Annotated in this window: 10 protein-coding genes and 1 pseudogene; 6 read left to right on the top strand and 5 right to left on the bottom strand. The window is 67.1% G+C overall.

The window, feature by feature from the left end:
• Positions 1 to 21 precede the first annotated feature (21 nt).
• Positions 22 to 762, bottom strand: coding sequence for a GntR family transcriptional regulator (locus FB600_RS00890; RefSeq protein WP_047839579.1), 741 nt, complete (start codon positions 760 to 762; stop codon positions 22 to 24).
• Between the two features lie 168 nt (positions 763 to 930).
• Here FB600_RS00890 and FB600_RS00885 point away from each other — a divergent pair, with 168 nt between their 5' ends.
• Together FB600_RS00885 and FB600_RS00880 are read left to right on the top strand one after the other, a co-directional pair.
• Entirely contained in the window at positions 931 to 1314 is a 384-nt protein-coding gene (locus FB600_RS00885; protein ID WP_096751183.1) for a VOC family protein, read from the top strand.
• Between the two features lie 232 nt (positions 1315 to 1546).
• A complete protein-coding gene (locus FB600_RS00880) occupies positions 1547 to 2638 on the top strand; it encodes an alpha/beta fold hydrolase (RefSeq protein WP_227742771.1) in 1092 nt (363 codons plus the stop codon).
• Positions 2639 to 2734: 96 nt separating this feature from the next.
• Here the strand turns inward: FB600_RS00880 and FB600_RS00875 are convergent, their stop codons facing one another.
• The 4 genes from FB600_RS00875 to FB600_RS00860 all read right to left on the bottom strand — a co-directional run bounded on the left by FB600_RS00875 (position 2735) and on the right by FB600_RS00860 (position 9079).
• A complete protein-coding gene (locus FB600_RS00875; protein ID WP_186104036.1) occupies positions 2735 to 4204 on the bottom strand; it encodes an efflux transporter outer membrane subunit in 1470 nt (489 codons plus the stop codon).
• A gap of 8 nt (positions 4205 to 4212) precedes the next feature.
• Complete coding sequence (locus tag FB600_RS00870; RefSeq protein ID WP_036056197.1) at positions 4213 to 5421, bottom strand: efflux RND transporter periplasmic adaptor subunit; 1209 nt, start codon at positions 5419 to 5421, stop codon at positions 4213 to 4215.
• Positions 5411 to 8629 carry an efflux RND transporter permease subunit gene (locus FB600_RS00865; RefSeq protein WP_145756061.1) on the bottom strand — a complete coding sequence of 1073 codons (3219 nt, stop codon included), beginning with the start codon at positions 8627 to 8629 and terminating at the stop codon, positions 5411 to 5413. The genes FB600_RS00870 and FB600_RS00865 overlap by 11 nt, the downstream gene beginning before the upstream one ends.
• Before the next feature lie 141 nt (positions 8630 to 8770).
• On the bottom strand, positions 8771 to 9079 hold the full coding sequence (locus tag FB600_RS00860) for a hypothetical protein (protein ID WP_127837762.1): 309 nt from the start codon (positions 9077 to 9079) through the stop codon (positions 8771 to 8773).
• 376 nt (positions 9080 to 9455) lie between these two features.
• On the opposite strand from FB600_RS00860, the gene FB600_RS00855 reads away from it, so the two are divergent.
• The 4 genes and pseudogenes from FB600_RS00855 to FB600_RS00840 all read left to right on the top strand — a co-directional run.
• Positions 9456 to 10487, top strand: a complete 1032-nt coding sequence (locus FB600_RS00855; RefSeq protein ID WP_145756060.1) for a glycosyl hydrolase — start codon at positions 9456 to 9458, stop codon at positions 10485 to 10487.
• 239 nt (positions 10488 to 10726) lie between these two features.
• Positions 10727 to 11815: a retroviral-like aspartic protease family protein gene (locus FB600_RS00850; RefSeq protein ID WP_145756059.1), complete on the top strand. Its 1089-nt coding sequence runs from the start codon at positions 10727 to 10729 to the stop codon at positions 11813 to 11815.
• Positions 11816 to 11937: 122 nt separating this feature from the next.
• Positions 11938 to 12417: an Ivy family c-type lysozyme inhibitor gene (locus tag FB600_RS00845; protein ID WP_096751176.1), complete on the top strand. Its 480-nt coding sequence runs from the start codon at positions 11938 to 11940 to the stop codon at positions 12415 to 12417.
• Between the two features lie 223 nt (positions 12418 to 12640).
• Positions 12641 to 13062 (top strand): annotated as a pseudogene (locus tag FB600_RS00840) (helix-turn-helix domain-containing protein); the annotation flags it as partial.
• Positions 13063 to 13371: the final 309 nt, after the last annotated feature.

Raw genomic sequence — 13371 nt, 5'->3', positions numbered from 1 at the left:
AGGCACCGCGGCGGCGGTCTTTCAGTCCTGCAGCCCGCGCGTGTTGCGATACACGCAATGGCTCGATTCGACGAAGCGCACGCGATGCTCGACGGGCTTGTCCTTGAAGGTATAGGCGGTGCGCTCGACGCGCAGCACCGGCGTGCCGGGCTGCACCTGCAGCGCGTCGGCCACCTTCTGGTCGGCGACCGCGCCGGCCAGGTCCTCCACCACGCGCACCACCGAGATGCCGAAATGCTCCTGGTAGAAGCCGTAGATCGAGCCGCGCCGCGCCGCGAAATGCTCGGCGGTGAGCTTCGGGAACAGGTCGAGCGGAATCCACAGATGGTCGAGCATCACCGGCACCTCGCCGAGCAGGCGCAGGTTGTCGATGCTGGCCAGGCGCGCGCCGCGCTCGAGCTTCAGGATCGAGGCCAGCGCGGGCGTGGCGCGCTCCTTGCCGAAACGCAGCAGCCGCGCGCCCACCGTCACCGTCTCGCCGGTGTGGTCGACGAAGTTGAAATACTGGTCGAAGGCATGTTCGTCGGCGAATTTCGCGACGATGGTGCCGAGCCGCGCGCGCCGGATCAGCAGGCGCTCGGCGACCAGCTCCTCCACCGCGCGGCGGATGGTGCCGATGCCCACGCCGAAGGCCTCGGCCAGTTGCGGTTCGGTGGGGATCTTCTCGCCGGCGGCCCAGACGCCGGTGCGCAGACGCTCGAGAATGCCTGCGCGGACGATTTCATACAGCGGCTGGTCGGCTGAAGGGCGGGTGGCTGGCATCGATCTGACAAGGATTGGGCTGGACGCGCGAACCTGCGAAGGATACAGGATCGGAACGCTGGTTCGGCGCGAGCTTTCCTCGATCGGAACGCGGGCGGCGGCGCGGCTCGCGCCGAAAACCCGCATCATGGCGGTCTTGCCGTCCTGTTCATCCCAAGGAGCCCGACCATGCCGCTGATCGACCATCTCGACCATCTGGTGCTGACCTGCGTCGACCCGGATGCCACCCGGCATTTCTATACCGAGGTGCTGCAGATGCAGCTCGAGAGCTTCGGCGCGGGGCGCCTGGCGTTCCGCTTCGGCAACCAGAAGATCAACCTGCACGTGCGCGGCGCCGAGCTCGAGCCGAAGGCGCATCTGCCGGTGCCGGGCGCGCTCGATCTGTGCTTCATCGCGGCGGTGCCGCTGGACGAGGTGATCGCGCACCTGGCGCGCATGAACTGGCCGATCGTCGAGGGCCCGGTCGAGCGAACCGGCGCGACGGCCCGCATCCGCTCGGTCTATGTGCGCGACCCGGACCTGAACCTGATCGAGATTTCCGAATTGCTGTGAGCGGCGGTGCCGCCGCGTGGCCCGGTGCCGGGCGGGGAGCCGAAAGCTTCGTCGCGCATCGATAACGCGTACAGGAAAACCGGAAGATTGTCCCATCCGCCGCCATGCGCCTTCGCTACATTGGAGCAACGGCCGGCGGGGCGGACGGCATCTGTCATGCCGCCGGGCACCCGTGGCCGGAACGCCGATTCGATGCGAACGGATCCCCGAACCTGCAATGACAGAGAAAGCCATGAAAAGTATTTTGTTGGGCTGCGCCGCGATGACGGTCTGCGCGCTGGGCCACGCGCAGACGCCGACGCCCGCCGGGGCGGCGGACGCGGCCGAAACGGCAGGCGACTACCTCGCCCGCGATTTCCGTTTCTCCGACGGCTCGGTGCTGCCCGAGGTCAGGCTCCATTACACGACCCTGGGCCGGCTGCGGCGCGACGCGGCCGGCCACGCCACCAACGCGGTGCTGCTGCTGCACGGCACCACCGGCAGCGGCGCGCAGTTCCTCACCAAGAGCGCGCGCGAGGCGCTGTTCGCGCCGGGCGCGCCGCTCGACACCAGCAAGTATTTCGTGATCGTGCCGGACGGCCTGGGTCGCGGCGGTTCGAGCAAACCCAGCGACGGCCTGCGCGCGCGCTTCCCGCAATACGGCTACAACGACGTGGTGCAGGGCCAGTACCGGCTGGTCACGGAAGGGCTCAAGGTCGACCACCTGAAGCTGGTGCTCGGCACCTCGATGGGCGGCATGCAGACCTGGCTGTGGGGCGAGCAGCACCCGGCGATGATGGACGCGCTGATGCCGATCGCCTCGCAGCCGATCGCGATGGCAGGCCGCAACTGGCTGTGGCGGCAGATGGTGGTGGGCGCCATCGAGCATGATCCGGGCTGGCAGCAGGGCGATTACGCCAGCTCGCCGCAGCAGTGGATCCGCACCATGCCGGTGTTCGCGATCATGACGCAGAACCCGCGCCAGCTGCAGCTCGCCGCGCCCGACCGCGAGGCCGCCACGAAGCTGTACGACTCGATCGTCGCGCAGTACGCGAAGTACGACGCCAACGACGTGCTGTACTGGTTCCGCTCCTCGTCCGACTACGATCCCGCGCCGCAGCTCGGCAGGATCCGCGCCAAGCTGTTCGCCGTCAACTTCCAGGACGACCTGATCAACGCCACCGATCTCGGCGCGATGCAGCGCCTGGTGCCCGAGGTGCCGGGCGGCCGTTTCGTGGAGATTCCGGAAGGCGCGGGTTCCTATGGCCACCAGACGCTGGCGCATCCCGAGGTCTGGGGCAAGTACCTGGTGCAGTTGCTGGACGAGGTGGGCACGCCGCGCTGAGGCGCGCGAGCCGGGCCCCGGGCCTGATTCCCGGGCCCGGGCCCGATGCGACCGCGCGCGCCGGGCGACGAGATCGCCGGCGCGCGCGGCGTGGTTTCAGCCCGCCTTGGGCGGCGGCGCCGTGGCGACGGCCGGCGCCGCCTCCGGCTTCGAGAGGTCGTCCAGATCCCCGTCCGACCAGCCGCCGCCGAGCGCGCGCACCAACTGCACGTTGGCCACCCACTGGCGGGTCTGGATGTCGAGCACGCTGCGCTCGGTGCTCAGCGCGGTGGTCTGCGCCTGCACCACGTCCAGGTAGCTGGCGATGCCGCGCTGGTAGCGCGTCAGCGCCAGCTCGACGGCGCGCTGGGCGGCATCGGCCGATTCGCGCTCCTGGTCGAGCGCGGTTCCCAGGTCGTGCAGCAGCGTCAGGCTGTCCTCGACTTGCTGGAAGGCGGCCAGCGCGACGCCGCGGTAACGCGCGGCGGCCTCGTCGGTGGCGGCCTTGACGGCATCGAGCTGGGCCCGGCGCAGCCCGCCGTCGAAGAGGTACTGCGCGATCGACGGCCCGACCGACCAGAAGAAGTTCGGCGCGCTGAAGAAGTTCGTGTAGTTCGAGCTCTGCAGCCCGCCCTGGGCGCTGAGCGTGATCTGCGGGAAATAGGCGGCGCGCGCCACCCCGATCCGCGCATTCGACTCCGCCACGCGCCGCTCCGCCGCCGCGATGTCGGGGCGCCGCTGCAGCAGGGCCGAGGGCACGCCCACCGGCACCGGCGGCAGCACCACGTCGGCCTCCGAGGTCTCGACCCGGAAGTCCGAGGCCGAGGCACCCACCAGCACCGCGATCGCGTGTTCGTTCAGCGCGCGCTGGGCAAGGTTCTGCGTGAGCTGCGATTTCGCGTCGGCCAGCAGCGCGGTGGAGCGCGTCACGTCGAGGCCCGATACGGCGCCGGCGTCGTGCAGCCGCTGCGTGAGCTGCTGGGCGCGCTGGAAGGCCGCCACCGTGTCATTGAGCAGCTTGGTCTGGCGATCCAGGCCGCGCAGTTGCAGGTAGCTCTGCGCGAGCTGCGCCTCCAGGCTCAGTTGCACCGAGGCGAGATCGGCCTTGGTGGCCTGCGCCTCGTCCTTGGCCGCCGCCACCGTGTTGCGCACGCGGCCCCACAAATCGAGCTCGTAGTCGATCTCGCCGCCCAGCGAGACGGCGTTGTACTCGTTCGGGCTGCCGGCGCCGCGCAGCGGCCGCGTGTCCGACTGGCGGTTGCGCGTCGGGCTGGCGGTGGCCGAGACGCGCGGCAGCTCCGCCGCGCTCTGCTGCGAGACGAAGGCGCGCGCCTGCGCGTAATGCGCGAGCGCGGCGGCCAGGTCGGCGTTGCTGGCCAGCAGGCGAATTTCCAGTGCGTCGAGCGCCGGCTCGCGATAGGCCTGCCACCAGGCGTCGCGCGGGATCTGGTCGGACGGCTGGGCCGGCGCCCAGGGGCCCACCGTGCGATAGGCCACCGAGGCCGGCACCGGCGGCACCTTGTAGTCGGGCGCGAGCGAACAGCCGGCCAGCGCGAGCGCGGCCGCCAGCAGCGTCAGACGGGACATCGGCCGCTTCATGAACGGGCCCTCTGGGCGCCGCCGTCGGCGTTGCCGCCATTGCCTGCGTTGCCGCCGGTCGCGATGTGCACCGCATCGCCGTCGGCGAGCCCGTCGGGCGGCGTATCGACGATCCGTTCGCCGGCCCCGATCCCGTCGGCGATCTCCACCTGGGTGCCGAGATCGCGCGTGATCTTCACGCGACGGTAGTGGATATGCCCGTCGGCTCCCACCGTCATGACGCGCGTGCCCTGCGCGTCGAACAGGATCGAGCTGGCCGGCACGCGCAGCGTATCGGCCGAGGCCGGCAGCGCGAAGGCCAGGTTGGCGAAGGCGCCCGGCAGCAGCGCGCCGTCCCGGTTGTCCACCACCAGTTGCACGAGCGTGGTGCCCGATTGCGGATTGACGGCGCCCGAGGCGGCCACCACCTTGGCGACGAACTTGCGCTGCGGGTACTCGGGCACGGTCAGCGTCGCGTCGGTGCCGGGCCGCACGCTCGGCGCGTAGTTCTGCGGCACCTGCACGTAGACGCGCAGCCGCGTCACGTCCGACACGGTGAACAGCTCCTCGCCGGTCGAGCCGCCGGCGTTGACCAGCGCGCCCACGTCGGTGCGCCGCGCGGTCACCACGCCGTCGAACGGCGCCACCAGCCGCGCGAAGCCCTTCAGCGCGACCAGCCGGTTGACGTTGGCCAGCGCCGAGTCCACCGCGGCGCGGCGGGCCGCGTAGTCGCTGGTGCGCTGGTCGACGTCCTGCTTGGAAACGGCATCCGAGCCCAGCAGCGACTGCCAGCGCTTGGCGGTGATCTCGGCCAGCGAGGCATTGGTACGCGCGCTCTCCAGGTCGGCGCGCGCCTGCAGCAGTTGCTGGTCGACCTCGGGCGTCTCGATCACGCCGAGTTCCTGTCCGCTCTTCACGTGCGAGCCGATGTCGTACTGCCAGGACTTCAGGTAGCCGCTCACGCGCGCCAGGATCGGCGCGCTCGACCAGGCCTCGAGCCGGCCCGGCAGGTTCAGCGCGGGCCCGGCGTCGGCGCGCGACACGGCGATCACGCGCACGGTCGGCACGGCATTGGTGTCGGTCCAGGCGCGCACGCGCGAGGCGTCATGGGCGCGTACCGCGATGCCGGCGGCCACGATCGCCACGGCGATCACCACGCCCGCCACGGCGGCGGTGCGCAGCCGGCGGCGGGAGACCGATCGTGGACGGGAAGCTTCAGACGACATGGCCGGTTCCTTGCTCAGAAATATCGGAAGAGGGCGCCTGGCGCGGGCGCGCATGAATCATGGAGAACACGGCGGGCACCAGGAACAGCGTGGCCGCGGTGGCGAACATCAGGCCGCCGATCACGGCGCGCCCGAGCGGCGCGTTCTGTTCGCCGCCCTCGCCGAGGCCGAGCGCCATCGGCGCCATGCCGATCACCATCGACAGCGCCGTCATCAGCACCGGGCGAAAGCGCGTGAAGCCGGCCTCGATCGCCGCGCGCAGCGGGTCGCCGTGCTCGGCCAGCGATTCGCGGCAGAAGCTGACCACCAGGATCGAGTTGGCGGTGGCCACGCCCATGCACATGATCGCGCCGGTCAGCGCCGGCACCGACATGGTGGTGTGGGTCGCGAACAGCATCCAGATGATGCCGGCGATCGCGGCCGGCAGCGCCGTGACGATCACGAAGGGATCCGACCAGGACTGGAAGTTCACCACGATCAGCAGGTAGATCAGCACCACCGCGCCGAGCAGGCCGAACAGCATGCCGCCGAACGCGGCGTTCATGGTCTGCACCTGGCCGAGCAGGGCCACGCTGGAGCCGCGCGGCAGTTCCTTGGCGTGCGCCGAGACGATCCGGTTGATGTCGCGCGAGACCGAGCCCAGGTCGCGGTCCTGGGTGGTCGCGAAGATCTCGACCATCGGCTGGATGTTGTACTGGCTGACGATCGAGTTGATGTCGGCGCGACGGATGGTGGCCAGGCCGCCGAGGATCTGGGTGGCGTTGCCGGCCGCGGCGGCGTTCGCGCCGGTGGCCGAGATCGGCAGGTTCTGCAGCGCCGCCAGCGTGTCGAGCTTGTACTGCGGCGTCTGCATCACGATCGGGTAGGAGATGCCGTTGGCCGGGTTCAGCCAGTAGGTCGGCGCCACCTGGCTGGAGCCGGCCAGGTTCACCACCAGGCTGTTGGTCACGTCGCGCTCGGTGATGCCCAGCAACTGGGCGCGGGTGCGATCGACGTCGACCGAGAAGGCCGGGCTTTGCTGCGACTGCTGGATCCGCGCGTCCACCACGCCCGGCACGCGGCGGATCTCGCGCAGCAGCGTGTTGGTGTAGTCGAAGTTGGCGGCCAGGTTGTTGCCGCGCACCTGCAGGTCGATCGGCGCCGGCGAGCCGAAGTTCAGGATCTGGCTGATGATGTCGGCCGGCGGGAACGAGAAGGTCACGCCGGGGAAGCGGCGCGGCAGTTCCTCGCGCATGCGGCGCACGTAGTCGGCGGTGGGCCCGTGGCCCTCGTTCAGCGTGATCTGGATGTCGCCGTCCTGGGAGCCGATGGTGCCGGTGTTGTTGTAGGCGGTGTTGATGCCGCTCGAGGACAGGCCCATGTTGTCGACCATGGTGCCGAGCTCGGCGGGCGGGATGATGCCGCGCACCGCCTGCTGCACCCTGGCGAGGATCTCGGCGGTGCGCTCCACGCGCGTGCCGACCGGCGCGCGCACGTGCATCACGATCTGGCCGGCATCCACCGAGGGGAAGAAGTTCTGGCCCAGCAGCGGCACCAGCGCGAACGAGACCAGCACGAAGCCGAAGAACACCGAGACGAAGGGCTTGCGATGCGCGAGCGCCAGCTCCAGCAGGGCGCGATAGCGGGAGCGCACGCGCTCGAAGCGCGCCTCGAAACCGCGCTGGAAGCGCACCAGCGGGTTGCGGCTGGGCGCGCGTTCGGCGCCGTGCCCGCCTTCGGCATGCGCGTGCGGCTTGAGCAGGTACTTGGCCATGGTCGGCACCAGCGTGCGCGACAGGATGAACGAGGAGATCATCGCGAACATCACCGCCTCGGCCATCGGCACGAACAGGAAGCGCGCGATCCCCTGCAGGAAGAACATCGGCACGAACACGATGCAGATGCACAGCAGCGAGACGAAGGCCGGCGTGACGATCTGCGCGGCGCCGTCGAGGATCGCCGGCTCCACCTGCTTGCCCTGTTCCAGGTGCCAGTTGATGTTCTCGATGGTGACGGTGGCGTCGTCCACCAGGATCCCGACCGCCAGCGCGAGGCCGCCCAGGGTCATGATGTTGAGCGTCTCGCCGAGCGCCGAGAGCGTGATGATCGAGCCGAGCACGGCCAGCGGGATCGAGGTGGCGATGATCAGGGTCGAGCGCCAACTGCCGAGGAACAGCAGGATCATCAGGCTGGTCAGCACCGCCGCGATCACGCCCTCGCGCGCCACGCCGCTGATGGCTGCCGTGACGAACAGCGACTGGTCGCCGATCGGGGCGATCTGCAGGTTCTGCGGCCAGCCGGCCTTGCCCTGCTCGACGTGCTGCTTGATGCCGGAGATGATCGCCAGCGTCGAGGCCGCGCCGTTCTTGAGCACCGTGATCAGCACCGAGCGGTTGCCGTCGACGTGCACGATGTTGGTCTGCGGCGCGCTGCCGTCGTGCACGTTGGCGATGTCGCGCATGTAGATGGTGGTGCCGTTCACCGCCTTGACCGGCAGGTTGGCCAGCTCGCGGATGTCGCCGGGCGCGTCGTTCAGGTTCAGCGTGTATTCATAGTCGCCGATCTTCTCGGTGCCGATCGGCGTGAGCAGGTTCTGGCCGGCCAGCGCGTTGGCCACGTCCTGCGCCGACAGCCCGCGCGCCTGCAGCGCGGCCGGATCGACGTCGAGCTGGACCTGGCGCGTCTTGCCGCCGAACGGGAACGGGATCGCCGCGCCGGGCACCGTCACCAGCGCCGGGCGCAGCGTGTTGAGGCCCAGGTCGGCGAGGTTCTGCTCGGACAGGCCCTTGCCCGACAGCGCGAGCTGGATGATCGGCACCGTCGAGGCGTTGTAGTTCAGGATCAGCGGCGGCGTGGTGCCGGGCGGCAACTGGCGCAGCAGCGTCTGCGAGACCGCGGTGACCTGCGCGTTCGCCGTGTTGATGTCGACGCCGGGCTGGAAGAAGATCTTGATCACGCCGAAGCCGGTGATCGACTGCGCCTCGATGTGCTCGACGTCATTGACCGTGGTGGTCAGCGTGCGCTCGAAGGGCGAGGAGATGCGCCCGGCCATCTGGTCCGGCGACAGGCCCGTGTACTGCCAGATCACCGCGATCACGGGGATGCGGATGTTCGGGAAGATGTCGGTCGGCGTGCGCAGTGCTGCGAGCGGCCCAATGATCAGGATCAGGATTGCGAGGACCACGAACGTATACGGTCTTCGCAAGGCAACGCGTACTAGGCCGAGCATGTATCTTCCGAAAATCGCGACAAATTGAGGAAAAGTCCGCCGCAGCGGGCGTCGCGCCCGTCGCATCGGCGGGATACTACCGGCTCAATTTCCGCCCAGCCAACAGGTTTTTTGTTTGCTGTCAAGGCTGCCAGATTCCCGTCAGGCAGGCGTTCCCCGGCGGCGTGCTCGGCGGCGCGGGGAGGGGAAACGGATGAGGAAAGCGGCCGTCGAATGGATGCGACGAGTCGAGAAAGGGCGCTTCCGACATGTCAATAAGCGCGGTGAATCCGGAATTGACGAGGACGCCGCATGGCGCACCGGATTGATGTTGCGAATTTCAAAAAAATCATCAAATAAATTCATGATGTCTCGTTCCGAAAATTTTGCAATGCCCCAGATTTTCGGAATGAAATCCTTGCCAGGCATGCCTTCTCGCCTTGCCTCGGCATCGAATTCAAAAATCCCCATATCTAAATGAATATCGAATTGCGTTCGCCATGGGCGTTACGCATACTCGATTCCGATTTTTCGATTTCACGACAATCATTTGCCTGATAAGCGCTTCGCGGGACAGGTATCGCGATTCGCTCCTTACAAGGCCTTCGATCGACCGGCCGAGTCGATCGAAAAGGCGCACTCGCAGCATCTGGATTGCAGTTCGACGTGAGGATTTTTCGATTGCGGGCCGGCGCCGCCGCGAGGGGCGGGGCACCGGCCGGCTGGTTCGGCCTCGACAGGCGAGGCCGGGCAGGGAAGTCGCGCCACGCAGGATGGTGGCGTCACCAACAGCGGGCGAATCCACGCCCGCGCATCGTCGTCTCACACTCTCTTCAGGAGAATTCAGATGAAATCGCTTCGACTCAAGGGCCTGGCCGCCTTGCTCTGTCTGGCCGCTTCCGCGCCCGTGCTGGCCGAATCGGCGGCCACCGTCGCGGTGGCCTCCAACTTCATCTACAGCCCGTATTTCTACTCGGGCGACTTCAGCGGCGCCCAGCTCAACACCACCGTCACCGGCAGTTCCAAGACCTTGCTGAGCGTGATGCCGGCCAAGCTCCAGGCGGTGACCTGGGCCTTCGCGACCGGCAGCTGCGGCAGCGAGGACTGGAGCGGCGTGTCGGCCTCCTCGTTCGCGAAGGCGAACGTGCAGGGCTTCGTGAACGCCGGCAAGAAATACATCGTCTCGACCGGCGGCGCCGGCGCGAGCTTCCTCTGCACCTCGGACGCCAACTTCCTGAAGTTCATCCAGACGTACTACAGCGCCAACATGCTCGGCGTGGATTTCGACGTCGAGAACGGCCAGAGCCAGAGCGACATCAACAACCTGGTGGCGCGCGTGGCGAACGCGCAGAACACCTACCCGAACCTGCGCTTCAGCTTCACGATCGCGACCGAGGGCGGCAACGCGGGGCAGAGCCTCGGCGACATCGGCGTGAAGGTGATGACGGCGATCCAGAACTACGGATTGAAGAACTACACGATCAACTTGATGACCATGGATTTCGCGGATTCGGGTGACGAGGATCCCTCGCTCTGCACGCTCAACAGCAGCGGCAAGTGCGACATGGGCAAGTCGACCATCGCGGCGGCCGAGAACCTGCACAACCACTGGAAGGTGCCGTACAACCAGATCGAGGTGACGCCGATGATCGGCGGCAACGACAGCATCGACGAGACCTTCACGCTGGCCGACGCGGTAGCGGTGTCGAACTACGCGCTGTCCAAGCAGATCGCCGGGATCCACTTCTGGGCCTTCTCGCGCGATCGCGATTGCAAGCCGGCCACCTCGGACAACAACTCGTCCGATACCTGCAACAACTACGGGAAGGCCGGGACGCTCGGCTACACGAACCAGTTCATTTCCTCGCTGGGGCTGTGAGCCGGGGGAAGGGGATCCGGTGAGGCAGGGCCGGGCCGCGCGTCCCGATACTCGCGGCCCGGATTGGATGGCTAAGCGACGCCCTGGCGCCGGTATTCCTTATCGCGAGTAGCCAATCGCGGTCTGCGTGGCCGAGCTGGCGCATCCACGTCGCGACTCCCGTGCTAGGCTTTCGAAAAATTCGAGTGCGGCTCGTCAGCGCCGTGTGTTCCGATCTCCTTGCTCGCTCCAACAATAAGATGACGAGAATGATGGCCCGGCCGGCCAAGCTGTTCGTTCTTTGCGCGATCCTGCTCTCGCAGGCTGCCTGCGACGAATTCAAGGTACCCATTCCCAAGGACATCAAACCCGCTGTCGACACTTATCGACTGTCGAGCGTTGCCATTTCCGACCTGAGCAAGCCCGATATCCGGCGCCCGCTGCTGCAGTTGAGCCGAGAGGCCTGCAATCGCGACGCCATGGGCCGCCTGGCCGCCGAAATCGACGCGCTCGGCTACCGGCGCGAGAGCGCCGACGCGCTGGTCGCCTTCGTGGATCGCTGCGGCAGGGCGGACGGCTTCCTCGGCGCGGCCATCGAGGACCTGATCGCCGCGAGCGACTACCAGGGCGCGGTGGCGATCGCCAACCGCCTGCTGGCGAACGATGCCACCGAGCCGCAATACTATTTCGATCGCGGCCGCGCCTACGAGGGCGCGCAGCAGGACGAGGCGGCGCTGGCCGACTACATGCAGGTGCTGGCCTTGTCGCCGGACCGCGCCTCGATCACCAGCAACCTGTTCATCCGCATCGCGGACCTGCATGCCAAGGCCGGCCGCTACTGCGACGCGGTGAGCGCGATCCGCATGTGGGTGTCGGCCGATCCCGAGCGCGCCGACAACGCGCAGGCCAAGGGCATCATCGCCCGTTATGCCTCGCATGCCAGTTGCCCGACGAGTTATGCATCCGGGCAGGAAAGCTTCGCGCGCAAGGGCAGCAATACCATCCAGGTGAAGGCGCGCATCAACGGCGTGGAAGGCACCTTCATCGTCGATACCGGGGCGAGCTATGTCGTGATGAGCCAGGGGTTCGCGCAGCGGGCCCGGATCGACACCGCGCACGCCCGGCACATTCGCCAGCAGACCGCCAATGGCCCGCGCGAGGGCCTGCTGGCCCAGGCGGATTCCGTCAAGCTCGGCCAGGTCGAGGCTTCCGCGGTGCCGGTATCGGTCGATCCGGCCGGCAAGGCGCCGTTCGGGCAGGGCATCGACGGACTGCTCGGGCAATCGTTCCTGTCGCGGTTCGAGGTGTCGTTCGTGCCGACGAGATGGTCGATCCGGCAGCATTCGTGAGCCGAGCCGGCGCGGGTGTCGCGACGCAATCCGACGCGTTCCGCAACGCCTGGGCAAGAAACTTACGGCCGACTTTCGGTACTAAGACGGCACCGATATCGAATTGACCCAGGAGGTTCCTCATGTCATTGAAGATTTCCTTGCTTGCCGTCGCCGTCCTGAGCATCGGCCAGGTCGGCCAGCTCGCGTGGGCCGACGAGGCCGCCAAGGCCGATCCGCAGTCGTTCAGCGCGATCGCCAGCAATCATGACGCGGCGGCGGCCTTTGCCGCCATGAAGAAAGGGCATCGATTGCCCGACTGGGTAGCGCGAGGCGGCACCGAATCGCCGGCGAACACGGTGTCGTTCGGCGGCCACGACGTTTATGTCATGAGCGCCTGCAAGCCGCATGATTGCGGCGCGCAGCGAATTGCCGTGATGTACGACCCGCAGGCGAAGCGGATGGTCGGCGTGCTGTCGGTCGTCGATCCGAAGCGTGATGTCGAAAGGCTGACGTGGTTGAACATCGGCGGCGACAACGAGTCGATCGACGGACGCACGATCCTGTACGCGGCACTGACAGGAAGCCTGGAGAATCATCCGGGAGCGTTCAGCTACAAGTAGTCGTTATGTCGTGGCGCACCTCGAACGATGTAGTTCGAGGTGCGGGTAGATGGAGAGGAGGAAATGGGTCCGTGTCGATGACTATGTTATTTGACATAACGCGAATTAACGACAATTTGCGTGTTACGGCTATTTAGTAATGTCGGTTTGAGCCAGTTAGAAATGTCCGGTTCAGACCTGCCGCAGGCGCATGCTGTCGAGGCGCAACGCGGTGGAGCCTGCCATGAACAAGCCCGGCCTGGTCACGATCAGCATGAACGAACTGCAACGCGTCAAAGTTATCGAATCGGTGGTCGAAGGACGTCTCACCGGCGTGCGCGCGGCTGAGCGGCTCGGGCTCACCGAACGTCAGGTTTCGCGTCTGAAGCGCCGCTTCGAGGCGGCTGGTGCAGCCGGCCTGGTTTCCGCCAAGCGTGGCAAGCCGAGCCTGCGAGAAGCATTCACAAATGCCACGGCATTTTGCTGGCCAAGGAGACGGTGTGCCAATGGGTGCATGCCGCCGGGCTTTGGGTGCCGCTTGCGCCGCGCCCGCCGCAGGTCCGGCAGCCGCGAGCGCGACGGGCGTGCCTGGGCAAACTGGTGCAGATCGACGGCAGCGAGCACGCGTGGTTCGAGGAACACGCACCCCAATGCACGCTGCTGGTGCCAAGGCACCCTCCTTCATGGCTGCCTATAACGCACGCTAACAACGCGGTCGAGTTGGACATTGTCGAGCCGCTGCTGGCCAGTGCACGCCAGCCGACAGGCGAGACGCTCGAACCGCGCCGGTTTCCACATGGCGTGTTCGCGTGGTTCACCATCCATTCGCGGTTTCTGCTTGCATCTTCGTTTTACGCAGCCATTAAGTGTGAAGCGCGGATGTCATCAATTACCTATTCATTTATTTGTGAGATTTAATGAGATTTTATTTCCAGTGTAGGGTGCACAATATTTCCATATTGTAGGGGCGAATAA

The sequence above is a fragment of the Burkholderia sp. SJZ089 genome (genome assembly GCF_007828315.1).
Lineage (GTDB): Bacteria > Pseudomonadota > Gammaproteobacteria > Burkholderiales > Burkholderiaceae > Burkholderia > Burkholderia gladioli.
The sequence above is the reverse complement of the archived record's forward strand: the minus strand, read 5'-3'. Positions and strand labels throughout refer to the sequence as shown.